The following is a 25,283-nucleotide window of genomic DNA, read 5'->3' on the forward strand; positions in this document are numbered from 1 at the left end:
AAGCGATGCTGAAATTTAAGGGTTAATTATTTGGTAATCTGTTGAATTATACTTGTAATTTTTCCATCAGTAGTCCGAGTTGTTAATGATTGTCCAATCTCTACTTGCTGAATACTGGTCACTAAATGATGTTGTTCATTTGTAGTGACGGTATAACCTCGTTGTAATACTTTTAATGGACTGACGCTTTCTAAACGTCCACTTAATTGAGCAAATTGATAACGTTGCTGGCGTAAAAAGGTTTGCATTGCATTATGCAAGCGAAATTGCCATTGCTGTAATTCTTTGTGCTGAGCTTCAACTTTATTCGCTAATGGAATCTGTGATAAGCGTTGTGCTAAACGTTGTTGTCGTTGCGCTTGATGTTGTAAATACAGCAAAATGCTTTTTTGTAAACGTTGATTTAAATGTTGATATTGCTGTTTTTGTAAGGCTAATTGTGCTTTTGGATGCTGATTTTTTAAGCGTAATTGCAGCCGTTCTAATTGTTGTTGTGCTGTATTCAAGAATAAAGCAAATGCTTTTTCAAGCCGTTGTTGTAGATAATCAATTTTTTGCCATAACTCTTTTTGATCACGACTTAATAATTCGGCAGCCGCTGAGGGAGTAGAGGCTCGCAAATCGGCAACAAAATCGGCAATCGTTACATCTGTTTCATGCCCGACGGCACTGATAATCGGAATCGTAGAAGCAAAAATTGCTCGTGCCACGATTTCTTCATTAAAACACCAAAGATCCTCTAATGAACCACCACCACGCCCAACAATCAACACATCACACTCTTGGCGAAGATTGGCAATTTCAATACTACGGACAATATCTTGCGCGGCTTCTTTTCCCTGCACTAAGGTCGGATAAATTACAACCTCTAAACTAGGATTTCGGCGACGTAAAATCTGTAAAATATCATGTAATGCCGCCCCACTAGAGGAAGTAATTACACCAATACGCTGGCAATGTTGAGGCAAAGGTTGTTTCCATTGTTGAGCAAATAAGCCCTCTGCTGCCAGTTTTAATTTTAAACGTTCAAATTCTTGCTGTAATAACCCCTCGCCAGCAGGCTGCATCGTATCAACAATTAATTGATAATCGCCTCGAGGTTCATACAAACTAACACTTGCTTTAACCAGTACCTGCATGCCATTTTGCGGTTTAAACGTTACTCGTAAGTTCCGCATTTTGAACATAGCCGCACGCACTTGGGCATTATTATCTTTTAAGGTGAAATACCAATGTCCAGATACAGGTTGTGAAAAATTAGATATTTCCCCTGTTAGCCAAAGTGAACCTAATTCTTGTTCGAGCAAAGTTTTTGCACAGTGATTCAGTTGGCTCACTGAAAGAATCTGTGGGGTTGTGCTAGCTTGATTTAATAACATAAAAAATTATTCCGTATCCAGTAATAACCAGCCATTATCAAGCCAATCACATAAGCTATCGAGTAATAATTCCAATGATGATTCAGCACTCACATATTGTTGTAATTGTTGCCAATCTAATGAATTACCATCTGCAAGATACGCTAATAACTGACGTTCCGTGGCATTTAATTCATCAATCCACTCACCTTGTACAAAGATTTCGCCATTATCGGTATAGATAATTTTGCAGTTGGCATCTTGATACAGGCGATCGCCAGCTTGTAAAGATTCGGCTAATTCATCAGGATAAAAGCCTTCTTCAGTATTTAACAATGAATAACGGCGACCACTCACAGTCGTAGCTACGGCTTGTGTAAAGAGGGCATCAAATTGGTTAGAGTGTTGTAGTAATGCAATTAGCTGTTGTTTTAGTGTTTGCACAGATTGTGGATCAAGCAAACCACTTGGTTGCACATCTGGTGCAAGGCGAAACGGAATAGCAAATTCACTACTATTAACTTGTTCACTATGATGTTCTAGCGCTTTACAAAAATTCTCTAAAAGATCACTCGCATTTGGATAGCGTAAACCAAAGGAGAAAGTAAGACAGTCGCTTTCTGCAACACCATAATGTGATAAACGAGAAGGAACATATAACACATCGCCAGGTTGCATAACTTCATCAAGCACTAATTCCCCCATATCATCGAAAATACGGATAGGTTGATTTGCTTTAAATTCAGTACTTGGATCACACCATTTGCCTAATTGCCAACGCCGTTGACCATAACCTTGCACCAAAAATACATCATACTCATCATAGTGCTTACCGACCGAACCACCTTTTGGAGCAAAAGAGACCATAATGTCATCACGTTGCCATTGCGGTATAAAACCAAATGCTTGCCATAATTTACCGAGTTCTGGCGACCATTGTTCTAAATTTTGTACTAAAACTGACCATTTGGCTGGTAAATTTTTGAAATCTTTTGCGTGTAATGGGCTGGTTTTTAATTGCCATTTTTCACTGCCATCTTGCTGTAAATGGGTTTGGACTAAACGTGCTGTTACTTCTTCCTCTTGGGCTAATTCAATAATATCTTGTGGTTCAAACATTCCCACAATTTGTGGTAAACCTTGCCGAATTAATAGTGGGCGTTTTTGCCAATAATCACGCAAGAAAATTTCAGGGGTAATGTCTGCGGGTAAACAATATTGATGTGTCATTTTTGTATCCTAGTTGAATGCGATTATTTAGTTTGGGCTTTCTGTTCTTGTTGTTGTGCAGCACGTTTACGGCGAATCTCTTTTGGATCAGCAAGTAATGGACGATAAATTTCGACCCGATCGCCATCACGTAAAATATCCGTCAATTTAGCGAGTCGCCCAAAAATACCCACTTTATTTTCGCGTAAATCAATTTCATGAAAAGCCTGCAATACCCCCGATTGTAAAATGGCAGATTGGACATTGCAGCCTTCAGGTAAGCGAATTTTCTTCAAAAAATAGTGCTGAGGTAAGGCGTAAGTGACTTCAACAGTAATTTCAGCCATGATAAATCTCCTTTGCACGTTGTTTAAAAGCCTGCACCATCTGAGATGTGAGTTGTTGGAAGATTTTACCAAACATTTTTTCCACTAAAGCATTACTAAATTCAAACTGCAGTTGCAGACTAATTTGAGAAGAATATTCATCAAGGGCAAGAAAACGCCATTCACCAGAGAGTTTTTTAAATGGTCCTTCAACTAACTGCATTTGAATAGATTGATTCGGTTGCATTGTATTATGTGTGGTAAAGGCCAAGCGGATGCCTGCTTTGCTCACCACTAATTCTGCATCTAACTCATTACCCTGTTGATGCAAAGTTTTACTTGCTGCACAACCAGGAAGAAATTGAGGATAGAGTTCATATTGATTAACTAATTGATACATCTGTTCGGCGCTATGTGGCACTAAAGTTGTTTGGGAAACTGTATGCATAATCGTTAGAGGTAAACACAAATGCAGTGTATTATACGCATTTTCACGGGGAATTATAGCTTCCCCAGATATAGATAGTTTATGCTCACATAGAAAGATCTCATTACGTTATGAATATTGCATTACTCAACTTACTCGCAGATGGTCAAGTACATTCTTATCCAGAGTTATCTCAAGCATTGGCGATCACCTTATCGACCGTGACAGAACAGATAGTAGAATTGCAACAACAAGGCGTACAACTGGTGCAAAAGGATGAAACTTGTCAATGGCTACCTGCTACGGAGTTATTAGATGGTACTTTCTTGCAGCAAACATTGCCAAATAACGCACTTATTATTCAACCCGTTATTGATTCAACCAATCAGTATTTATTAGATCGCATTACTACGTTACCAAATAACAGTGTTTGTTTAGCAGAATATCAGACAGCAGGGCGTGGCAGACGGGGACGAAAATGGCATTCCCCTTTTGCTGGACAAGTGATTTTAAGTTTCTATCGACAATTTCCGAATACCGTCAATCTATCTGGTTTAAGTTTAGCTATTGGGATTGCCGTGGCTCAAGCCTTAACGCATTTAGGCTATCAACAAGTGCAGTTAAAGTGGCCAAATGATATTTGGTTAGCAGGAAAAAAATTAGGCGGAATTTTAATTGAGATGAAACAACAAGCAGCATTAGCACGTTATGATGTGGTGATTGGTTTAGGCTTAAATGTACACTTTCCTGCTGATATTCAATTAGATCAACCGATTGCAATGTTAAGCCAACAAAAACAGCTAAATCGTAATGCTGTGATTGCAGAAATTATCAAACAATTCAATCAAGTATTAGATCAATTTACTGAAAATGGTTTATCGTTTTTGTTACCTTTCTGGCAACAATACGACTATTTTTATCAAAAAGAAGTCAAATTATTGCTGGAAAATAAGACAGTAACAGGGGTAGATCAAGGTGTTAATGCTAATGGTGAATTATGTTTGCAACGAGAAGATGGTTCAATAATAACTTTTGCCATTGGGGAAGTATCATTACGAGAAAAATAATGTAACACCTTGAATTTTCTGGTTAGCTTGTGCGTTGTGCTTTCACAAACAACAATACAGGACGATGTTGTAAATCCTTAAACTCTTGTTGCCATTCAGGTTGTGTATCTAGCATAGGTTCTGCAACCTGTTGAATAGTAAAACCAGCTTGAATCAGATCGTTCAGAATGGTAGCAAGTTTTCGGTGATAAGTTTTAAAAGGTTGCTTAAACCAGTTACGTTGGCGTAAGCCTTCTTCTCGATAATAGTTTAAACGATAGGCAATTTGTTGTTTATTTTGATCCTTTTCCCAACGTTCCCCACCTTGATAGCAAGTAACAATCGGGTGTTCTTGTGAAAAAATAAGTTGTCCAGTTGGGGTGAGTTTTGTTGCAATTTGCTGCAAGAGAGCAGGAAAATCAGCAATATAATGAAAAGCAAATGAACTGGTAACTAAATCGAACTGATTATCTGGACAATCAGCAAGTTGCTCCATGGCTAGTGCATAAAGATTATAGCGTTCTGTTGTGATACCAGCTTGTTGTAGATTGATTGCAGCTTGTTGCAGCATTTTTTCAGATAGATCAATACCAACGGCATAACTTGCTCCGTGTTGTAGATAGTGCTGTAAGTGAGCCCCCATTCCACAACCAAGATCTAAGATACGTTTTCCAGCAAGATTGCCAACGAGTTGAAACATCGTTGGCTTTTCAACAATTTCATTCAGGCTGATGGGATTATTTCTTAATTTTTGATATAACTCGAAAAATTCAGCCTGATCATAGACACTTTTTTGCATTATTGACCTGTAAATACGGGAAGAAAACCATAACGAGCTGCTAATTGTGCCACAATATTTAATACACCGAATAAAATCACAAAATAGATCATAAAGTTACCACCGAATACACAATAAGTTTGTGCTGGGAATTTTTTACGACAAGCACGAGCTAATAAAGCGGGAACAATCGCAGCCCAGATCGTTGCAGCTAACCCAGCATAACCAATCGCAATCACAAAACCGAATGGGAATTGTAAGCTAAGAATAAGTGGTGGTAAGAAAGTAATTAAAGTGGTTTTGGTTCGGCCTGCAATACTATCATCAAATTTGAATAAATCTGCAATGTAGTCGAATAAACCAAGGGTTACCCCTAAGAAAGAGCTTGCAATCGCCATATAGGCAAAGAAGTTGAGAATAACTGCCATATATTCGGTTTGAATATACTTGTTCAATGCACCAAGTAATGCGGCAATATCACCATCTTTTGCAATAACAGGTGCAAATTCGCTACGAGGTAAGTTGCCTTGAATCGCTAACTGCCATAAAACATAAATAGCCAGTGCAATTAATGTACCGAGAATAATAGATCTCTCAACGCGTTTGCCATCACGATTATAATATTTCACTAAACTTGGTACATTGCCGTGGAAACCAAATGAAACGAGGCAGACAGGTAAAGCTGCTAATAAATAAGGTGTGTAGCTTTGTTCGCCAGTAGCAATCGTATTAAAAAGTACTTCCGTTTTTACTGAAGTAAGCAAACCTGTGGTAGAAAGGAAAAAGGCAATAACCATTCCTACAATTAAGATAGTAGTAAAGCGATCAACGGCTTTGGTCGATAACCAAACCAAAGCTGCCAAAATAATACAGAAAATTAACGAGCCATAACTTCTACCTAATTCAACCGTATGGCTATCTGATGTTAATAATTGATTTAGTAAATTTTCAGTAATTCCACCGCCTGACGTAATATAAGCATAAGTAAGAATATAAAGTACAAATACTAACGATAAACTGTTGATAACATTGGCAGTATTACCAAGTAGATCCTTAACAATCGTACTAAAACTTGCACCAGTAGGGTAATGTAGATTAGCTTCTAAAATCATTAGTCCAGAAGTTGTCATACAGAACCAAGTATAAATAAGAGCAAGGATTGAACCGACAAACCATAAGCCAGCGGTTGCAGTTGGATTAGCAAACATTCCAGCGCCAATTGCTGTTCCAGCAATAATCATGGCACCACCAAGTAAAGAAGGGATTTTCTGACTCATGATAATTCTCCAATGAAATTTTGCACTATTATAGTAGTACAATATTAAAAGTAAATACTTCTATTGCGAAATTTGAATATAAGAAATTATCACGAAATAGATTCAGAATAATGATTTTTAGCTAATGGAACTAAAAAATAATGGATAAAAAGTAAAAAAGAGTTATTAAGTAATCGATTACGTTCTCATTTTTGCAAATTTCTCAGAAATTTTTTTGAAAAACGAGTATAGTTGGCAACGTTTATCCTCAGGACTATTGTTGGTCTAAATTTGCGGGATAAATTCGAGTTATCTCATCAATTCATCAACAGCCATTTTTCCAATCAGGGGTAATTATGGATTTACTTATGAGTATTATCGGCATTGTGGTGTTATTAGCCATTGCCTTTTTATTATCAACTAATCGTAAAGCGATTAATCTTAGAACAGTAGGTGGTGCATTCCTAATTCAAGTCGGGATTGGGGCTTTAGTACTTTATTCTGAATTAGGTCGTAAAGCATTATTAGGCGCTGCAGAAGCTGTCAATAAAGTTATTGCCTATGGTAACGAAGGTATCAGCTTCTTATTCGGCGGTTTAGTTAGCGATAAGATGTTTGAAGTATTTGGCGGTGGCGGCTTCATTTTCGCATTACGTGTATTACCTGCGATCGTATTCTTCGCTTCTTTAATTTCTGTGCTTTATTACTTAGGCATCATGCAATGGGTGATCCGTTTAATCGGTGGTTTCTTACAAAAAGTCCTTGGTACCTCTAAGACTGAATCTATGTCAGCAGCTGCCAATATTTTCGTTGGTCAAACCGAAGCACCATTAATTGTGCGTCCATATATTTCTACCATGACAGAATCAGAACTCTTTGCCATTATGTGTGGTGGTTTAGCGTCTGTTGCGGGTTCAGTAATGATTGGTTATGCACAAATGGGCGTACCGCTTCCTTACTTAATTGCGGCATCTTTTATGGCTGCACCAGGTGGATTACTCTTTGCTAAAATCCTTATCCCACAAACTGAAAAGTTTGACGATACCTTAAAAAACAGTAATGAAGATAAACCATCTAATATTTTAGATGCTGCAGCAATGGGGGCTTCATCAGGTATGCAATTAGCAATGAATGTAGGTGCAATGTTACTTGCTTTTATTGCTTTAATTGCATTATTAAACGGTATTATTGGCGGTATTGGTGATTGGTTTGGATATGGTTCTGGCTCACTGGATCATAAAGAATTAAATCTGCAAACTATCCTTGGTTGGATTTTCCGTCCATTAGCCTATGTTATTGGTGTGCCATGGAATGAAGCAGAAGTGGCTGGCTCAATGATTGGGCAAAAATTAGTATTAAATGAATTTGTGGCGTATGTGGATTTTGTGAAATACCTTGGTCCAGATTCTCCAATAGTCTTAGCCGAAAAAACAAAAGCGATTATTACCTTTGCACTTTGTGGTTTTGCAAACTTTAGCTCAATTGCAATCTTAATTGGTGGTTTAGGAACGATGGCACCAAATCGCCGTAAAGATATTGCACGTTTAGGGATTAAAGCGGTTATTGCAGGTTCGCTTTCTAACTTAATGAGTGCGGCGATTGCTGGTCTATTTATTGGATTGGTTGGTCCAGTGTTAATGGGATAACCAATGTGATATAATCACGACACGCGAACAGTAAACACCACGACATATGTCGTGGTGTTCTATTATTAGGGGATAGAAAACGTTTGCTTTTCTAACAAAAGGAATAATTATGTCAGCATTAAATCTTAATCAGGCAGCAAAATTAGCTTTATCATTAATGGATCTCACCACATTAAATAGTGATGATACCGATGAAATTGTCACAGCACTTTGCCAAAAAGAATTGAATCCAATTGGGCAGACAGCTGCAGTTTGTATTTACCCACAATTTATTGCAACGGCAAAAAAAGTATTACAGCAACAAGGAACAAATGCTGTTTTTGTCGCAACCGTCACTAATTTTCCACAAGGTGCAGCAGATGTTGAATTAGCACGTCGTGAAACAGAAATGGCAATTCAGGCGGGTGCAGATGAGGTTGATGTGGTATTTCCTTACCGTGCATTAATGGCAGGTGATGAAAAAATTGGTGCTGAATTAGTTGCTGCTTGTAAGCAAGCGTGTGGCGATAAATTGCTTAAAGTCATTATTGAAACAGGCGAGCTTCAATCAGCAGAGTTAATCCGTAAAGCATCAGAAATCGCAATTCAAGCAGGTGCAGATTTTATTAAAACTTCAACAGGAAAAGTAAAAGTCAATGCAACATTAGACGCTGCAAAAGTGATGTTGGAAACTATTCGTGATTTAGGTGTCCAAGATCGCGTTGGTTTTAAAGCAGCTGGTGGTGTGCGTACTGCGGAAGAAGCACAACAGTATTTACAGCTTGCTGCAGATTTATTTGGTGAACAATGGTTAACACCGCGTCATTTCCGTTTTGGTGCGTCAGGTTTACTAAATAATTTATTAGCGACATTAGGGGTAGAAGCGGTATCTACCAACACAAGTTATTAATGACAGTAATCGTTTAAGAGAGGATTCTATGAAACGTGTATTTATTATGATGCTAGACTCGTTCGGGATTGGTGCATCTGCAGATGCAGATAAATTTGGGGATGCTGGCTCAAATACATTGGGACATATCGCTGAACGTTGCGCAGCTGGTTTAGCTAATGAAGGTAGAGAAGGGGCATTAAACTTACCAAACTTAACCAAACTTGGTTTAGGTTTAGCTGCAAAAGAGTCTTGTGGAACATTCCCAGCAGGATTAGACGAAAATGCAGAAATCATTGGTGGTTATGCTCACGCAAAAGAAATTTCATCTGGTAAAGATACGCCATCTGGACACTGGGAAATTGCAGGAGTACCAGTATTATTTGATTGGGGGTATTTCCCTGAGCATAAAAACTCTTTCCCACAAGAGTTATTAGATCGTATCGTAGAAAAATCAGGTATTCCAGGTTACTTAGGTAATTGCCACTCATCAGGAACAGTCATTCTTGATGAATTGGGGGAAGAACATATGCGTACTGGTAAACCAATTTTCTATACTTCAGCAGATTCTGTATTCCAAATTGCTTGTCATGAAGAAACTTTCGGCTTGGAAAGATTATATGAACTTTGCCATTTAGTACGAGATGAATTAGAGGGATATAACATTGGTCGTGTTATTGCACGTCCATTTATTGGTGATAAAGCAGGTAATTTCCAACGTACAGGTAATCGTCACGATTATTCTATTGAGCCACCATCAGCCACTGTTTTACAAAAATTAGTTGATGAAAAACAAGGTGAAGTGGTGTCAATCGGTAAAATTGCAGATATTTATGCACATACAGGGATTACTCGTAAGATCAAAGCAACTGGTTTAGAAGAACTATTTGATCGTACATTAGAAGAAGTGAGAGCAGCCGGTGATAAAACAATCGTGTTTACTAACTTTGTAAACTTTGACTCTGACTTCGGACATCGCCGTAATGTCGCTGGTTATGCTTCTGCTTTAGAATATTTTGATCAACGTTTACCAGAATTACTGAAATTAGTAACAGGTGATGATCTATTAGTCATTACGGCAGATCATGGCTGTGATCCAACTTGGAGCGGTACAGATCATACCCGTGAACATATTCCTGTATTGTTATATGGGGCGAATGTACCAAAACAATCTTTTGGCAGACGTGAAACCTTTGCTGATATTGGACAAACCATTGCAAATTATTTTGATCTTAGTCCAATGGATTACGGTACAACAATGATTGATTTTAATAACAAATAAAGAAGAGGATATTTATGGCTACTCCACATATTAATGCTGTTGATGGTGCTTTTGCAGATGTTGTTTTAATGCCAGGTGATCCATTACGTGCAAAATATATTGCAGAAACTTTCTTAGAAAATGCGGTTGAAGTAACTAATGTGCGTAATATGCTTGGTTACACAGGGACTTATAAAGGTCGTAAAATTTCTGTGATGGGACATGGAATGGGTATTCCATCTTGTTCAATCTATGCCAAAGAATTGATTACGGAATATGGTGTGAAAAAAATTATTCGTGTTGGTTCTTGTGGTGCAGTACGTAATGATGTGAAAGTGCGTGATGTGATTATTGGTTTAGGAGCATGTACTGATTCTAAAGTGAACCGTATCCGTTTCAAAGATAATGACTTTGCGGCGATTGCAGACTTTGATATGGCACAAGCAGCCGTGCAAGCAGCAAAACAAAAACAAGCTAAAGTTCATGTTGGTAACTTGTTCTCTGCTGATCTTTTCTATACACCAGATGTGGAAATGTTTGATGTGATGGAAAAATACGGCATTCTTGGGGTCGAAATGGAAGCAGCAGGTATTTATGCTGTGGCAGCAGAATATGGTGCGAAAGCATTAGCTATCTGTACCGTATCTGATCATATTCGTACTGGTGAACAAACGACATCAGAAGAACGTCAATTAACCTTCAATGATATGATTGAAATTGCGTTGGAATCAGTATTAATTGGTGATAAATAATTTTATTGTTAATTTTAGATAGCGAGTAATATTACTCGCTATTTTTTTGCTCATCAAATAAACAACAAAAATTAAAATTGTTTGTTAATTAATCAATTAATCAACGTAATTATCTTTATTTGTTTAAATTCAGATAAAAATCTTCCCTTTCTAATAAAAATAGGTACTATAGCCCGTCCTTTTTCAACTTGTTTGCATAAAGGAACATTCTCTTTATTCCCCATAAAGAGAATTAAAAAAGCTGAAACGCTTTTTTTAATAAGTAGCGAGTCAAATGCCCCATGGCATCTGTTTGTAGGAAACAGAAAGCTTAGGCTTCCCGCAAGGCACCCGACTTATTTTTTTCACCTCTATTAGAAGGTTTATTTTAAAATGACAATTATCACCCCTATAAAATCAATTCATAATGCTACCAACGCTTATTATTTAGATCGCCAAAATCAAATGGAATCGAATGTGCGTAGTTATCCGCGTAAATTGCCTCTTGCCATTGCGAAGGCCAGTGGATGTTGGGTAACTGATGTGGAAGGCAATGAATACCTTGATTTCTTAGCAGGTGCAGGAACGTTAGCGTTAGGGCATAACCATCCAGCAATTAAACAAGCTATTTTAGATACTGTGGCAAGTGATTTGCCATTACATACTTTAGATTTAACTACACCATTGAAAGATGCATTTACTGAAGAATTGTTATCTTTCTTTCCTAAAGATAAATATTGTTTGCAATTTTGTGGACCATCAGGTGCAGATGCTAATGAAGCAGCGATTAAATTAGCTAAAACCTATACTGGACGTGGCAATGTGATTGCCTTTTCAGGTGGATTTCATGGTATGACTCATGGTTCTCTTTCGCTAACAGGCAATTTAAGTGCAAAAAATGCCGTACAAAATTTGATGGCTGGCGTGCAGTTTATGCCATATCCACATGAATATCGTTGTCCATTCGGTATTGGTGGCGAGGCTGGTGTTGAAGCCGTTACTGCTTATTTTGAGAATTTCATTGAAGATGTGGAAAGTGGTGTTGTTAAACCAGCAGCCGTTATTTTAGAAGCGATTCAGGGCGAAGGTGGTGTGGTGCCAGCACCAGCGAAATTCTTGCAAAAAGTAAGAGAAGTTACCCAAAAACACGGCATCCTATTGATTCTAGATGAAGTACAAGCTGGATTCTGTCGTTCTGGTGAAATGTTTGCTTTTGAACACGCAGGTATTGAGCCGGATATTGTTGTAATGTCTAAAGCTGTGGGTGGTAGTTTACCATTGGCAGTGTTAGCGATTCGCAAGGAGTTTGATGTTTGGAAACCAGCGGGACATACAGGAACATTCCGCGGTAATCAATTAGCGATGGCGACAGGCTATGCATCATTAAAAATTATGCGAGAGCAAAATCTAGCGCAAAATGCAAAAGAACGTGGCGAATATTTAAAATCTGCATTACAAAACTTAGCGAAAGAATATCCTTGCATAGGGCATATTCGTGGACGCGGTTTGATGATGGGAATTGAAATTGTTGATCCAACTAAACAACCAGATCGTACAGGTGCGTATCCAGGTAATCCAGATTTAGCTACAGCAATTCAAAAAGCGTGCTTTAACAATGGATTATTACTTGAGCGTGGTGGACGAAATGGAAATGTTGTTCGTGTTCTTTGTCCAATTATCATTACACAAGCTGAATGTGAAGAGATGATCAAACGCTTTACCCTAGCTTTAGTAGATGCGTTACAACAAGGGCAGAGTAATTAATTATTACTCCACTTATGATTGATAAAAGTACGAGCTAGTTCTCGTACTTTTTATCAATAGCGATCAACCAATTTATGTAGGAATTTAGTTATGTTAAATCAACATAAACGGGCATTATTTTGCCGTGATCCCAGATCGATCAATGATTACCAAACTGCAATGCAGCAAGCGGTTACAGCAGTTTGTGAATGGATGCAGAATGATAAGATGTATACAGGGGGAAGTATTCGTCAGATTCGCCCGACAATTCAGTTTAAAACAACTAAAGAGGGAGCTGGAATTGAAAAAACCTTGCAGCATCTTACTGATATTTTTCTTCATCCAAGTTTAAAAGTCCATCATCCTCATTCATTAGCTCATTTACACTGTCCAACGATGGTAACTAGCCAAATTGCTGAAGTGTTTATTAATGCGACTAACCAATCAATGGATTCTTGGGATCAAAGTCCAGCTGGGTCGATTATGGAAGAACAGCTTATTGATTGGTTACGTCAAAAAGTTGGTTATGGCAAAGGCACTGCTGGGGTATTCACTTCTGGTGGTACGCAATCTAATTTAATGGGGGTATTGCTTGCACGAGATGCTTGTGTAGCTAAACATTGGAAAAATGAAGATGGTTCTGAATGGTTAGTACAACAACAGGGATTACCTGCGGAAGCGTTACAAAAGGTCAAAATTATCTGTTCTGAGAATGCCCATTTCTCAGTGCAGAAAAATATGGCAATGATGGGAATGGGATTTCAGTCAGTTGTTACTATACCGACCAATCAAAATGCCCAAATGGATGTTGTAGCGTTAGAATCTACTTTAGCAGAATTAACTGCACAAGGAAAATTTATTGGTTGTGTCGTAGCGACAGCAGGAACAACGGATGCTGGTGCTATTGATGATATTGCTACTATCAGTGAAATTGTGAAGCGGTATGACTCTTGGCTACATATTGATGCAGCTTGGGGCGGGGCATTAATCTTGTCACAAAATTTCCGTCATTGGTTGAATGGATTAGAACAAGCGGATTCCATTACGCTCGATTTTCATAAGCATTTTTTCCAAACTATTTCTTGTGGTGCATTTTTATTAAAAGATGAAAGAGATTTTCGTTTCATTGATTATAAAGCGGATTATCTTAATTCTGAGTATGATGAAGAATATGGTGTACCAAATTTAGTGGCAAAGTCGTTACAAACGACTCGCCGTTTTGACGCACTAAAATTATGGTTCACGATGGAAGCATTGGGAGAGGATCTTTATGCATCAATGATTGATCATGGGATCTATCTAGCAAAAGAAGTAAGTGATTATATTAATGCACAACCGATGTTAGAGATGTTAGTCGAGCCGCAATTTGCTTCGGTATTATTCCGTATTTGCCCTGAAGAGTATCCATCAGAATTTATTGACGCATTGAATCAAAATGTGGCAGATGAATTATTTGCTCGTGGTGAAGCGAATATTGGCGTTACTAAAGTGAATGGAGTACAGGCGTTAAAAATGACAACATTAAGTCCAATTGCGACTATTGAGAATGTTAAAGCATTATTAGAGCAAGTCGTAAACGAAGCAGAACGCATTAAATCAGCGATTGTTTCAGGAGATTATGTGCCACCAATCGCGCTGTAATCTTATTTACAGCCTTGAAAAATGAATAATGCCCGATGTTATCGGGCATTTATTTATAAAGATTTAGTTTTTCAATGACTGCACTGGGGCAGGAATACGTCCGCCACGATTAACAAAGACCTCACAAGATCCTTCTTTCACTGGCATAATTGGTGCATAACCAAGTAACCCACCAAATTCTACCATTTCACCGACATCTTTATTTGGCACAGGAATAATGCGTACCGCCGTAGTTTTACTATTAATCATACCAATGGCAGCTTCATCGGCAATAATGCCAGAGATAGTACTTGCAGAAGTATAGCCTGGTACAGCAATCATATCCAAACCAACAGAACATACTGCTGTCATCGCTTCGAGTTTATCAAGAGTGAGAACACCCTCTTTCGCTGCAGCGATCATTCCCTCATCTTCAGATACAGGAATAAATGCACCGCTTAATCCACCAACTGAACTACTCGCCATCATACCACCTTTTTTCACGGCATCATTTAGTAATGCAAGTGCGGCAGTCGTACCGTGAGTACCACATACACTCAGTCCCATTTGTTCTAAAATGCGTGCCACACTATCGCCAATAGCGGGAGTTGGTGCTAAAGATAAGTCAAGAATACCGAAAGGAATACCGAGGCGTTTACTCGCTTCTTGACCAATTAATTCCCCGACACGTGTAATTTTAAAAGCAGTTTTTTTCACTACCTCAGCGACTTCGGTTAAAGTAGTGGCTTGGCTACTTTCTAATGCAGCTTTTACAACGCCAGGACCAGAAACGCCAACATTGATTACCGCATCTCCCTCACCTGAGCCGTGAAATGCACCTGCCATAAATGGATTATCTTCAACTGCATTACAGAACACCACGATTTTGGCACAACCAAATCCTTCGGGGGTAATTTCGGCAGTTTGTTTAATCACCTCGCCTGCTAATTTAACTGCATCCATATTAATTCCCGCTTTGGTTGAACCAATATTAATTGAACTACACACAATATCAGTTAATTTCATTGCCTCAGGAATGGAACGAATTAAAATTTCATCGGCAGGACTCATTCCTTTATGTACAAGAGCTGAAAAACCGCCAATAAAAGAAACACCAATCGCTTTTGCCGCACGATCTAAGGTTTGTGCCACAGAAACATAAGAGGTTGCTTTTGTCGCTGCAGCAATTTGAGCTATTGGGGTAACTGAAATCCGCTGATTAACAATAGGAATCCCATATTTTGCCGAGAGTTCTCGAGCAGTTTGTACTAAATCACCGCCAATCCGCACAATCTTGTCATAAATTTTTTGGTTTAAAACTTCAATATCATCACTAATACAATCATGAAGATCGATCCCGATCGTAATTGTTCTTACGTCGAAATTCTGATCTGAAACCATACGTAACGTTTCTAGGATTTCATAAGATTGAATACTATTACTCATTGGGATAATCCTTAAATTCGATACATAGCATTAAAAATTTCAGTATTTTGTAAACGAAGATCGAGACCTAGTTTTTGTCCTTCTTCAGTACAATAAGCGGCAAGGGTTTGATAATCCTTTTGACATTCTGTGGTATCGACTAACAAAATCATCGTAAAATAGCCATCCATTAATTGTTGACTGATGTTGACGATATTAATTTGTTGTTCTGCTAATAATTTCGCCACATCGTACACAATGCCAATGCGGTCTTTTCCGATTACCGTTAATACAGATTGGTTCATTTCACTTTTCCTCTTGTTGGCTATAAAACTGTAATTCATCGAGTGAATTGATATTAATAAAATGTTGTTTCTCAGTAGAGAAATCCACCGTTTGATAATGATGTTGTTGCATAAAACCTAAAACTCGACGTTGTCCTTGTTGTAAATATTCTTCTAAAGCAGGTATTAAATTTCTATGTAATAAGCAACAGGTTGGGTGTTCTCGCTCACCATCAGTTACATAAATGACATCAGTATCTGCTTGTCGAGCAGTCATTAACTTTTCTACTAAATTTACTGGTAAATAAGGCGTATCACAAGGGACAAATAGTACCCAATCCGTTTTAGCCTGTTGTAATCCAGTTAACATACCGCTCAGAGGTCCTAAAAAACCTGTTATTGAATCGGTAATAATGGGTAAGTCACTTTCTGCATATTGATCGAGGGAGCGATTGGCACTGATCATCACTTGATCAACCTGAGGAGCGATAACTTCATAAACCCACTGATATAAGGGTTTATTAGCGAGTTGCTGCAATCCTTTATCCGTACCATTCATGCGTTGAGCTTTACCTCCGCATAAAATTACCGCAGTTATTTTTTCTGACATATCGATCTCTTTTGGCAATTAAAAATTTAAGTGGTATTATCGCACACCTGTGCAAAACAGTGAGAGGAATTGCAAGATGAAATGCCACCGTTTAAATGAAGTTTTGGAACTACTACAACCCTATTGGTCAAAAGATCCTGATCTCAATCTTACCCAAATTTTACAAAAAATCGCGCAAGAAGCTGGTTTTAATGGTGAATTGGCAGAATTGAGTGATGAAATTATTATTTATCATCTCAAAATGGCTGGAAAAGATAAAAATGAGCCAATTCCAGGGATAAAAAAAGACTATGAAGAAGATTTTAAAACAGCTTTGTTAAAAGCAAGAGGAATTATTAAATAAGGAGTTATGTTATGAAAAAATTATGGCTTGTATTGGCAAGTTTGATGGTTGCAGTTGCCACACCATTTGTATCAGCTGCAAATTTTACAGAAGGTAAAGACTATTCTGCATTAACGCTACCGCAATCAGAACAAAAAGAAGTTATTCAATTTTTCTCCTTTTATTGCCCACATTGTTATGATTATGAAATGAAATTCCAAATTCCAGAAAAAATCAAACAATCCTTACCGACAGGCGTTACTTTTAAACAGTACCATGTGAATTTTTTAGGCGCTCAATCAGCAAATCTTACTCGTGCTTGGGCGTTAGCAATGGCGATTGGTGCAGAGGATAAGGTTCGTGCTCCATTATTTGAAGCCGCACAAAAAAATAACTTAAATTCTATGGATGATATTCGTCAAATTTTTATTAATAGTGGAATTGATGGTAAAGAGTTTGATGGTGCAATTAATAGTTTTGCAGTAAATGCGTTAGTTACAAAACAAGAAAAAGCGGCAGAAGAGTTTAAGGTTCGTGGCGTGCCAGATTTCTATATTAATGGTAAATACCATATTGAAACAGGTAATGATAGTGGATTCGCGAATGTGAAAACATTGGATGAATTTGTACAACGTTATGTTGACCTTACCCAATTTTTATTAAAAAAATAATTGACTTCTGGTAAAAAGTTGCCTTAAATGCGACTTTTTTCGTGAGCTCTTAAATGTGAAGGATTTTATTATGGCTGAAAGTTTTAGTGTTACTCGTCGTTTCTTTGACGATAAAAATTATCCACGTGGTTTTGCTCGTCATGGTGATTACACAATTCGTGAATCACAAGCGTTAGAAGCACATGGTTTAGCATTCCTTGAGTTGGATAAAGGTACTCGTGCACCTGTAACTGAAGAAGAAAAACAATTTGTTGCGTTTTGTCGTGGTGAGCGTCCAGCAGAAACTTTTTTTGAAAAAACTTGGGACAAATATCGTTCACGTATTTCACGTACGAAACGTGTCTATACACTTTCTGGTGTATTGGCTAATGATAATGTTGATGATTACAATGCAGATTAATTCGTGATGTTGTAAAGTGAAGCCTGCTAATTGCAGGCTTTTTTCTTGAGAAATAAATAAAAAAATGTGTATGACAACAATATCATACACACTCAATTTAAGGGCTTATTTTTATTTAAATTTATAAAGTTGGCATACTAAATGCTGCACCTTGTTCTCTGACTTTATGATTTGGCCAGCGACTAGTTACAGTTTTCATTCTTGTATAGAAACGAACACCATCTGGACCGTAAGCATTTAATGGGCCAAAAATTGATGATTTCCAACCACCGAAACAGTGGAACGCCATTGGTACTGGAATTGGAATGTTAATGCCGACCATACCAGCTTTGACATCATGACTATATTGACGAGCTGCATCACCATCGCTAGTGAAAATTGCACTGCCGTTACCGTATTGATGGTCATTAATTAGCTTGATAGCTTCGTCATAATTTTTCGCTCGCACGATGGCTAATACTGGGCCGAAAATTTCTTCCTGATAAATTTTCATATCAGTAGTGACGTTATCAAATAAAGTACCGCCAATGAAATAACCGTTTTCATGACCAGCAACTTTATATCCACGACCATCAACGACTAATTTTGCACCTTCTGCAACACCTGAATCAACATAGCCAGCTACTTTAGCTAAATGTTCTTTAGAAATTAGTGGTCCCATATCATTTTCTTTTTCACCTTCAGGTAAAATTCCTGGACCGATACGCAAGGCTTTTACTTTTGGTGTTAAACTTTCAACTAATGCATCTGCAACTTTATCATCTACGGTAACAGCGACAGAAAGTGCCATACAACGTTCACCAGCAGCACCGAAAGCTGCACCTAATAGTGCATTAGCAGTTGTTTCAATGTCGGCATCAGGCATAATTAATGCGTGATTTTTCGCACCACCTAAGGCTTGAACTCGTTTACCGTGTGCAGATCCAACTTCATAAATATATTGTGCGATAGGTGTTGAACCAACAAAACTAACTGCTTGAATACGAGGATCACGTAATAGCACATCAACAACTTCTTTATCACCTTGAACAACGTTAAACACGCCATCTGGTAAGCCTGCTTCTTTTAATAATTCAGCTAAACGAATAGAAAGAGAAGGATCTTTTTCTGATGGTTTTAATACGAACGTATTTCCACAAGCTAAAGCAACAGGGAACATCCACATTGGCACCATTGCTGGGAAGTTAAATGGTGTAATCCCAGCAACAACGCCTAGTGGTTGCATAATAGAGAAACTGTCAATTCCACGACCTACATTGGCAGAAAATTCTCCTTTTAGTAAGTGTGGGATACCTGTTGCAAACTCAACAACTTCTAAACCACGAGTTAATTCCCCAATAGAATCGGAATAAATTTTACCGTGTTCATTAGTAATTAAACGAGCAAGGTTATCAAAGTTTTTTTCTAATAATTCTTTGAATTTAAAAAGAATTCTTGCACGGCGTAATGGAGATTGTTGCGACCATTCTGGAAAAGCCGCTTGTGCAGCACTAATGGCTTGTTCCATTTCACTAACAGTACTTAGTTTTACCTGTTTAGTTTGTTCACCCGTTGCTGGGTTATATACAAAAGAATTTCTTTGACTTTGGCTTTCAACGATTTGTCCGTTAATAAAATTTGGAATAACTTGAGTCATAATTACCCTCATCTTAAGTTTGTTTAACATTTTCTTTCTTGGTAATGGAGATAACCATACTCTTATGAAATAAAAATTTCAAATAAAAATATTTTTAAAATATATTTTTTGTTTTATTTTGTGATCTATGTTGTATCTTAGAAAAAACAAAGTTCATTGATCAGCTTTTATGACCTATACTTGAGTAACTTTCTAATTAGCATAATGTATATAAAAAAGAGGTTTTTATGAGTCAATTATTAGCCAAATCAAAAAAAATTATTGATGGTTTTCGTCAAAAAATCACTCCAGCAAGTGCAGGTTGGGAGTATGTTGGCTTTGAATTATTGCATTTGTCAGTAGGCAAACAGTATCAATTTGATACGTCAGAAACGGAAGTCTGTTTTGTGATGATAAGGGGGTATGCAACGTTTGAAGTTGACGGTAAAACTTATGAACGTATTGGTAATCGCCAATCACCATTTGAACGTATTCCACCTTATTCGTTATATGTTCCTCATCATAAAAATGTTCAAATTTTAGCAGAAAGTGAAACAGAAATTGCAATTTGTCGAGCACCAAGTCAAGGTAACTTACCTGTACGCTTGATCACACCAGAAGATGTTGGCGTTGAAAAGCGAGGCTATGGTAATAATAAACGTTTGGTACATAATATTTTGCCAGAAACTGAACCAGCAGATGCATTACTGGTAGTTGAAGTCTTTACTGACGAAGGATGTACGAGCTCTTTCCCAAGCCATAAGCACGATCAGAAAAATTGTGAAACAGAAACTTACTTAGAAGAAACCTATTATCATCGTTTTGAACCAAGTCAAGGCTTCTGCTTACAACGTGTTTATACCGATGACCGCAGTTTAGATGAATGTATGGCGGTATATGATGGAGATGTCGTTCAAGTTCCTAAAGGTTATCACCCAGTCGCAACGATTGCTGGCTATAATAACTATTATTTAAATGTGATGGCTGGTCCAGTAAGAAAATGGCGTTTTACTTGGGAAAAAGATCATCAATGGATCAATACGGAAGCCTACGCCAATAAGTTTACTAAATAAATATTGTTTCTTAATTATTCTTCCTTAACTCACCTTGCCAACTCTTGTAGTTGGCTTTTTTATGACTAAAAAATCATTATTTTGATTAAATAAAATCTATTTGATTGTTTTTGATCAAAATGTGATCTCTCGCACAGTTTTTGTTTTTTTACTTCTATATACTGAGTCGTATCAAAAGTTTGTAATCTTTTTGATAGTATTGTTTTTTATATCATTGTTTTTAATCTTAATTTTATGATTGAGATAATGGGAAAATTGAGAATGGTAGAATAGATTTCAATGTTTGAAATTTAAACATTCTTTCTTTAGAAGAGATTAAATGTATTTTATTGTTTGATTTTATTAATTGTGATTAACTTTAATCACAAACTTAATTTTCATTGTTCAAGGAGTATAAAATGAAACCAATTTTAGGAATAACAATGGGAGATGCTGCAGGTATTGGTGCAGAAGTGATTGTAAAAGCACTTGCTGATCAACATTTGTATGAGCTTGCTCACCCCCTTGTTATTGGGGATAAAAAAATAATGGCTAGAGCAATCGAGCTATTAAAGTCACCATTAAAACTTAGAGTGATTAATGAGTTGGAAGGATTTTCATCAGAGTATGGTTATATTGATTTAGTAGATTTAGATAATGTAGCTGCAGATTTACCTTATTCACATGTCGATCCAAGAGCGGGATGTGCAGCATATGAATATATAGAACAGGCTGTACAGTATGCGATGGCAAACAAAATTCATGCAGTAGTGACTGCACCACTAAATAAAGAGGCTTTACATGCTGGTGGCAAGATGTTCCCAGGGCATACTGAAATATTAGCAATATTGAGTGGTACAAAAGATTATTCAATGATGTTAGTAAGTCCAAAATTACGTGTGATTCATGTAACAACGCATGTTCAATTACGTAAGGTGTGTGATTTAGTTAAGAAAGAAAGAGTTTTAACAGTTATTAAATTAGCTGATGAAAATGCCAAAATGTTAGGTTTCAAAGTGCCAAGAGTAGCTGTTGCTGGGCTAAATCCACATTCTGGTGAAAATGGTATGTTTGGCGATGAGGATAGTAAGGAGATTGTCCCTGCGATTGATGCGGCTAGAGCATTAGGCATTAATGTATTTGGTCCAATTCCTCCAGATACAGTTTTTCATCGAGCTGCTAACCTAGATGAATTCGATATTGTAGTCGTGATGTATCACGACCAAGGTCATATTCCAATCAAATTATTAGGCTTTGATACAGGTGTAAATGTTACCGTGGGGTTACCATTTATTCGTACATCTGTTGATCACGGAACAGCCTTCCCTATTGCTGGCCAAGGTATTGCTGATAGTAAAAGTATGAGTGAAGCACTTTATCTTGCAGCACAAATGGCACAAATTAAGTTTACTAAATAAATTATACACATAGTGTAAGGAGAACTGTATGTCAGCTAATCAAACTTCTCAATCAATAGTCTCTTTGTATGATGGTATGAATAAAATATCTGGTGGTGCGATGGTTATTCCTTTGGTATTGGGGTCGATTATAGGTACATTTTTCCCAAATTTTCTCGGATTGGGTTCGTTTACCACGGCATTATTTAAGTCTTCTGCTGGGCCATTAATTGCATTATTAATTTTTTCAACTGGTATGCAAATTACATTAAGAAGTTCTGGGCCTGTTTTAGCTCATACAGGAGTTGTTTTATTATTTAAAACGATTATTCCAGCAGCACTAGTTACTCTATTAGGGTTAATTCTTGGTAATGATGGTATTTTGGGTATTTCTTTGTTAGCAATGCTTACTGTTGTAGCGAATTCAAATGGAGGTATTTGGTTAGCATTCACTGGTAAATATGGAGATTATCGAGATAGAGGAGCTTATATTGCATCTGCTGTAAATGATGGGCCATTCTTTGTTTTACTTTTTTTGGGTGCATCTGGATTAGCAGATATTCCTTTTTCTTTGATGTTGGCTGCTGTATTACCTTTGCTAATAGGTATGGTAATTGGAAACTTGGATCAAAAGTGGACTAATTTAATGAAACCAACAGGAGCAATTGTGATTCCTTTCTTTGCTTTTGCACTAGGTACAGGAATTAATTTACATGCAATTGTTACTGGTGGAGCAACAGGAATTATTTTAGGTATCTTGTCATCAGTCTTAACTGGATTTTTAGTTTTCTTTGGTTATAAAGCTATTTTAAGAAGAGGTAACTTATCTGGAATTGGTTTCGCTGCTGGCAGTACAGCGGGGAATGCAATTATTACACCAGAGATTGTAGTTCAAGCAGATCCAAGCTTTGCCCCTTATGTTCAAACAGCTACTGCACAAATTGCAGCAGCGGTACTTGTATCAGCTATTGTAGCTCCTTTATTAGCTGCATGGGTATTAAAACGCCAAGGTGGCTTAGTGGAAGATAAAAAAGGAGAACTTTAAGATGAAAGAAAATCGTTTATTAGTTGTAGCTGATGATCTTACAGGTGCTAATGATACGGAGATAATGTTTGCTAGCAAAGGATATTCCACTATATTAGAAACTAATGATGAATCGTTGAATATGGCGGATTTTTCTCAAGCAAATGTATTTACAGTTTCAACGGATTCTAGGGCTTTGGGTAACTTGGCAAGTGATAGAACGTATGATGCTGTTATTGCAGGAATTAAAAATGGCATTACACAATTATATTTGAAAATAGATTCTACAATGAGGGGATCTGTTAAATATCAAATAGATGGTGCATTAAAAGCATGGAAAAGATTATATCCTAATGCAAAAGCTATTATTTGTTCTGCTTATCCTGAAATGGGAAGAACTATTCATAATGGAATTTTATATGTGAATGATGTTCCTGTTAAAGATACTCCATCAGGCAAGGATGCTATTTGCCCAGTATTATCGTCTAAAATGGTGGATTTATTACCTAATGCAGTACTTTTAACTGGTAAAACCGAAAAGGAATTGATAAAGCAAATACTATCATCTTCTTCTGATCAATTTATCATTGATGCAGTAACAGAAGATGATTTGTCAATCATTGGAAATGTTATTAATGATCTTGGAAATAGTATTATTCCCGTAGGTTCTGCAGGTTTGGCAAATAAATTAGATATGCAATTTAATATTTATGGTGAGAGCAGTAATAAAAATCTATCATTAGGAAGATCTTTAATTTTAGTAACATCTATTCATGAAACTAGTCAACAGCAAGTAGATGAATATATTTCTCATGCTGGTGGTAGTTCAATAGTATTTAATCCTTCACCATTACAATTGTTAAATCATGAAATATCTTCAAGTGCTTTGAAACAACAATTAGGTGTATTAATTAAATCTAGTAAAGATAATGTTATTATTAGAGCTAATCCAACAAAAGCACCTGTACAAGATGGGAATATAAATAGTATTGCTAGGATTCTTGCAAAAGATTTAGCAGAACTAGGATTATTTTGTCTGGACAATGAGCATTTTGATTCGCTAATTTTATTTGGTGGTGATGGAGCTGCGATGTTATTGAATAAGATGAATATTACTGAAATGCGATTATTATTTTCTATTGTACCAGGAGTCCCGTTATGCAAAATTGATAATACTAAATATCAAGGATTAATTGTTATGACTAAGTCAGGAGGATTTGGTAATAAGGATTTATTACGTATGATTAAAGAAAGAGTATAAATTTAGTTCAAGATCGAAGGATTTGAGAAAAATAAGAATTTAGTGAATAATTAAGCCATTTCTTATCAGGCATACATTAAGTTTTAATGTATGCCTTAATATTGCGAGTGTATTATGTCCCCCGATCGTTTAGAACAAATTCTGCTTTTTTTAAAGAACAACAATATTGCAACGGTTGATCAATTAGTAAAAGTAACATCAGCCTCTCCTGCAACCATCAGACGAGATCTGATTAAGTTAAATGAACAAGGTTCGATTATTCGTACACATGGTGGTGTCAGTCTAAATAAGTTTATTGCTTCCCAACCAACTACAAATGAAAAACAATTAAAATTTGTGGTGGAAAAGGCACGAATTGCAGATTATGTTGCTTCTTTCATTAAAGCTGGTGACTCGATTGTATTAGATGCAGGAACAACGACACTCTGTATTGCTAAGAAAGTTGCACATTTGCCGTTACGAGTGATTACTACCGATCTGCATATTGCGTTGTTTTTATCTGAGTATAAACAGATCGATTTGATGTTGACTGGTGGTTATATTGATAATTCAAGTCAATCTTGTATTGGAAATCATAGTATCCAATTATTACAAAGTATTAATCCAGACCTTGCCTTTGTGAGTTGTAATTCTTGGAGTTTGGAAAAAGGGGTGACAGCTCCTACAGAAGATAAAGCGAATTTAAAAAGCTATTTGTTACGTAATGCTGCACGTAGAGTTTTAGTTGCTGATAGTAGTAAATATGGAAAATATTCATTATTTAGCGTAGCACAACTACCACAATTTACGGATATTGTAACGGATTCTAATCTTTCAGATGTAGTGGTGCAGAGATTAAAACAACAGGAATTTAAATTAGCTTTAGTATGAAAAATGAAATAATAACAATCCGCACGTAAAACGTGCGGTTTTTAGGCTACCCTATAAGGGCCTATTACTTCACATGCCCCTCA

At 37.0% G+C, this 25,283-nt stretch carries 25 protein-coding genes; 15 read left to right on the plus strand and 10 right to left on the minus strand.

The annotated features are described in order from the left end of the window. Positions 1–26 precede the first annotated feature (26 nt). Genes xseA through ACFFHT_RS04995 form a run of 4 tightly spaced genes read right to left on the minus strand, consistent with a single transcriptional unit; the run spans position 27 to position 3,341 of the window. Positions 27–1,379, minus strand: coding sequence for an exodeoxyribonuclease VII large subunit (gene xseA, locus ACFFHT_RS04980; RefSeq protein ID WP_382374029.1), 1,353 nt, complete (start codon positions 1,377–1,379; stop codon positions 27–29). A 6-nt stretch (positions 1,380–1,385) separates the two neighbouring features. Continuing rightward, complete coding sequence (locus ACFFHT_RS04985) at positions 1,386–2,588, minus strand: JmjC domain-containing protein (protein WP_382374031.1); 1,203 nt, start codon at positions 2,586–2,588, stop codon at positions 1,386–1,388. A gap of 23 nt (positions 2,589–2,611) precedes the next feature. After that, positions 2,612–2,914 carry an RnfH family protein gene (locus ACFFHT_RS04990; RefSeq protein WP_382374033.1) on the minus strand — a complete coding sequence of 101 codons (303 nt, stop codon included), beginning with the start codon at positions 2,912–2,914 and terminating at the stop codon, positions 2,612–2,614. Continuing rightward, on the minus strand, positions 2,907–3,341 hold the full coding sequence (locus ACFFHT_RS04995) for a type II toxin-antitoxin system RatA family toxin (protein WP_382374035.1): 435 nt from the start codon (positions 3,339–3,341) through the stop codon (positions 2,907–2,909). The genes ACFFHT_RS04990 and ACFFHT_RS04995 overlap by 8 nt, the downstream gene beginning before the upstream one ends. 110 nt (positions 3,342–3,451) lie before the next feature. On the opposite strand from ACFFHT_RS04995, the gene birA reads away from it, so the two are divergent. After that, a complete protein-coding gene (birA, locus tag ACFFHT_RS05000; RefSeq protein ID WP_382374037.1) occupies positions 3,452–4,387 on the plus strand; it encodes a bifunctional biotin--[acetyl-CoA-carboxylase] ligase/biotin operon repressor BirA in 936 nt (311 codons plus the stop codon). A gap of 22 nt (positions 4,388–4,409) precedes the next feature. Here the strand turns inward: birA and ACFFHT_RS05005 are convergent, their stop codons facing one another. Continuing rightward, complete coding sequence (locus ACFFHT_RS05005; protein WP_382374074.1) at positions 4,410–5,168, minus strand: class I SAM-dependent methyltransferase; 759 nt, start codon at positions 5,166–5,168, stop codon at positions 4,410–4,412. Next, entirely contained in the window at positions 5,165–6,424 is a 1,260-nt protein-coding gene (gene mtr, locus ACFFHT_RS05010; protein ID WP_382374076.1) for a tryptophan permease, read from the minus strand. The genes ACFFHT_RS05005 and mtr overlap by 4 nt, the downstream gene beginning before the upstream one ends. Positions 6,425–6,756: 332 nt before the next feature. Between mtr and ACFFHT_RS05015 the strand changes: the two genes are divergently transcribed. From ACFFHT_RS05015 to ACFFHT_RS05040, 6 genes are all read left to right on the plus strand, one after another. Then, positions 6,757–8,046 (plus strand): NupC/NupG family nucleoside CNT transporter, encoded by a 1,290-nt coding sequence (locus tag ACFFHT_RS05015; RefSeq protein ID WP_382374039.1) that lies wholly within the window; start codon positions 6,757–6,759, stop codon positions 8,044–8,046. Positions 8,047–8,155: 109 nt separating this feature from the next. Beyond that, positions 8,156–8,935 carry a deoxyribose-phosphate aldolase gene (gene deoC / locus ACFFHT_RS05020; RefSeq protein WP_382374041.1) on the plus strand — a complete coding sequence of 260 codons (780 nt, stop codon included), beginning with the start codon at positions 8,156–8,158 and terminating at the stop codon, positions 8,933–8,935. 28 nt (positions 8,936–8,963) lie between these two features. After that, positions 8,964–10,196, plus strand: a complete 1,233-nt coding sequence (locus tag ACFFHT_RS05025; protein ID WP_382374043.1) for a phosphopentomutase — start codon at positions 8,964–8,966, stop codon at positions 10,194–10,196. A gap of 14 nt (positions 10,197–10,210) precedes the next feature. Beyond that, the gene (gene deoD / locus ACFFHT_RS05030; RefSeq protein ID WP_382374045.1) at positions 10,211–10,927 is read left to right on the plus strand and encodes a purine-nucleoside phosphorylase; all 717 of its coding nucleotides are present in this window, start codon (positions 10,211–10,213) and stop codon (positions 10,925–10,927) included. Between the two features lie 372 nt (positions 10,928–11,299). Beyond that, entirely contained in the window at positions 11,300–12,670 is a 1,371-nt protein-coding gene (locus tag ACFFHT_RS05035; RefSeq protein WP_382374047.1) for a diaminobutyrate--2-oxoglutarate transaminase, read from the plus strand. A gap of 90 nt (positions 12,671–12,760) precedes the next feature. After that, positions 12,761–14,290: a pyridoxal phosphate-dependent decarboxylase family protein gene (locus ACFFHT_RS05040; protein ID WP_382374049.1), complete on the plus strand. Its 1,530-nt coding sequence runs from the start codon at positions 12,761–12,763 to the stop codon at positions 14,288–14,290. 63 nt (positions 14,291–14,353) lie between these two features. Here ACFFHT_RS05040 and ACFFHT_RS05045 read toward each other — a convergent pair whose 3' ends face one another. The 3 genes from ACFFHT_RS05045 to mobA are packed head-to-tail and all read right to left on the minus strand — an operon-like array spanning position 14,354 to position 16,588. Next, positions 14,354–15,715: a PFL family protein gene (locus tag ACFFHT_RS05045; protein ID WP_382374051.1), complete on the minus strand. Its 1,362-nt coding sequence runs from the start codon at positions 15,713–15,715 to the stop codon at positions 14,354–14,356. An 11-nt stretch (positions 15,716–15,726) separates the two neighbouring features. Then, complete coding sequence (locus tag ACFFHT_RS05050; protein WP_382374052.1) at positions 15,727–15,999, minus strand: ACT domain-containing protein; 273 nt, start codon at positions 15,997–15,999, stop codon at positions 15,727–15,729. 1 nt (position 16,000) lies between these two features. Next, the gene (gene mobA / locus ACFFHT_RS05055; RefSeq protein ID WP_382374054.1) at positions 16,001–16,588 is read right to left on the minus strand and encodes a molybdenum cofactor guanylyltransferase MobA; all 588 of its coding nucleotides are present in this window, start codon (positions 16,586–16,588) and stop codon (positions 16,001–16,003) included. A 76-nt stretch (positions 16,589–16,664) separates the two neighbouring features. Between mobA and ACFFHT_RS05060 the strand changes: the two genes are divergently transcribed. The 3 genes from ACFFHT_RS05060 to ACFFHT_RS05070 all read left to right on the plus strand — a co-directional run bounded on the left by ACFFHT_RS05060 (position 16,665) and on the right by ACFFHT_RS05070 (position 17,981). Further along, positions 16,665–16,931, plus strand: a complete 267-nt coding sequence (locus tag ACFFHT_RS05060) for a YihD family protein (protein ID WP_382374056.1) — start codon at positions 16,665–16,667, stop codon at positions 16,929–16,931. 11 nt (positions 16,932–16,942) lie between these two features. Continuing rightward, positions 16,943–17,581 (plus strand): thiol:disulfide interchange protein DsbA, encoded by a 639-nt coding sequence (gene dsbA, locus ACFFHT_RS05065; RefSeq protein ID WP_382374058.1) that lies wholly within the window; start codon positions 16,943–16,945, stop codon positions 17,579–17,581. Between the two features lie 70 nt (positions 17,582–17,651). After that, positions 17,652–17,981 (plus strand): MaoP family protein, encoded by a 330-nt coding sequence (locus tag ACFFHT_RS05070; protein WP_382374060.1) that lies wholly within the window; start codon positions 17,652–17,654, stop codon positions 17,979–17,981. Positions 17,982–18,102: 121 nt separating this feature from the next. On the opposite strand, the gene ACFFHT_RS05075 is transcribed toward ACFFHT_RS05070, so the two are convergent. After that, positions 18,103–19,617 (minus strand): CoA-acylating methylmalonate-semialdehyde dehydrogenase, encoded by a 1,515-nt coding sequence (locus tag ACFFHT_RS05075; RefSeq protein ID WP_382374062.1) that lies wholly within the window; start codon positions 19,615–19,617, stop codon positions 18,103–18,105. Positions 19,618–19,844: 227 nt separating this feature from the next. Here ACFFHT_RS05075 and iolB point away from each other — a divergent pair, with 227 nt between their 5' ends. The 5 genes from iolB (at position 19,845) to ACFFHT_RS05100 (ending at position 25,200) form a co-directional block, all read left to right on the plus strand. Beyond that, the gene (iolB, locus tag ACFFHT_RS05080) at positions 19,845–20,669 is read left to right on the plus strand and encodes a 5-deoxy-glucuronate isomerase (protein WP_382374064.1); all 825 of its coding nucleotides are present in this window, start codon (positions 19,845–19,847) and stop codon (positions 20,667–20,669) included. A gap of 398 nt (positions 20,670–21,067) precedes the next feature. Then, complete coding sequence (gene pdxA / locus ACFFHT_RS05085; RefSeq protein WP_382374066.1) at positions 21,068–22,066, plus strand: 4-hydroxythreonine-4-phosphate dehydrogenase PdxA; 999 nt, start codon at positions 21,068–21,070, stop codon at positions 22,064–22,066. 28 nt (positions 22,067–22,094) lie between these two features. Next, positions 22,095–23,090, plus strand: a complete 996-nt coding sequence (locus ACFFHT_RS05090) for a 2-keto-3-deoxygluconate permease (protein ID WP_382374068.1) — start codon at positions 22,095–22,097, stop codon at positions 23,088–23,090. A gap of 1 nt (position 23,091) precedes the next feature. Then, positions 23,092–24,330 carry a four-carbon acid sugar kinase family protein gene (locus ACFFHT_RS05095; RefSeq protein WP_382374070.1) on the plus strand — a complete coding sequence of 413 codons (1,239 nt, stop codon included), beginning with the start codon at positions 23,092–23,094 and terminating at the stop codon, positions 24,328–24,330. A gap of 114 nt (positions 24,331–24,444) precedes the next feature. After that, complete coding sequence (locus ACFFHT_RS05100) at positions 24,445–25,200, plus strand: DeoR/GlpR family DNA-binding transcription regulator (protein WP_382374072.1); 756 nt, start codon at positions 24,445–24,447, stop codon at positions 25,198–25,200. Positions 25,201–25,283: the final 83 nt, after the last annotated feature.

The organism is Gallibacterium melopsittaci (assembly GCF_042433085.1).
GTDB classification, from domain to species: Bacteria; Pseudomonadota; Gammaproteobacteria; order Enterobacterales; family Pasteurellaceae; genus Gallibacterium; species Gallibacterium melopsittaci.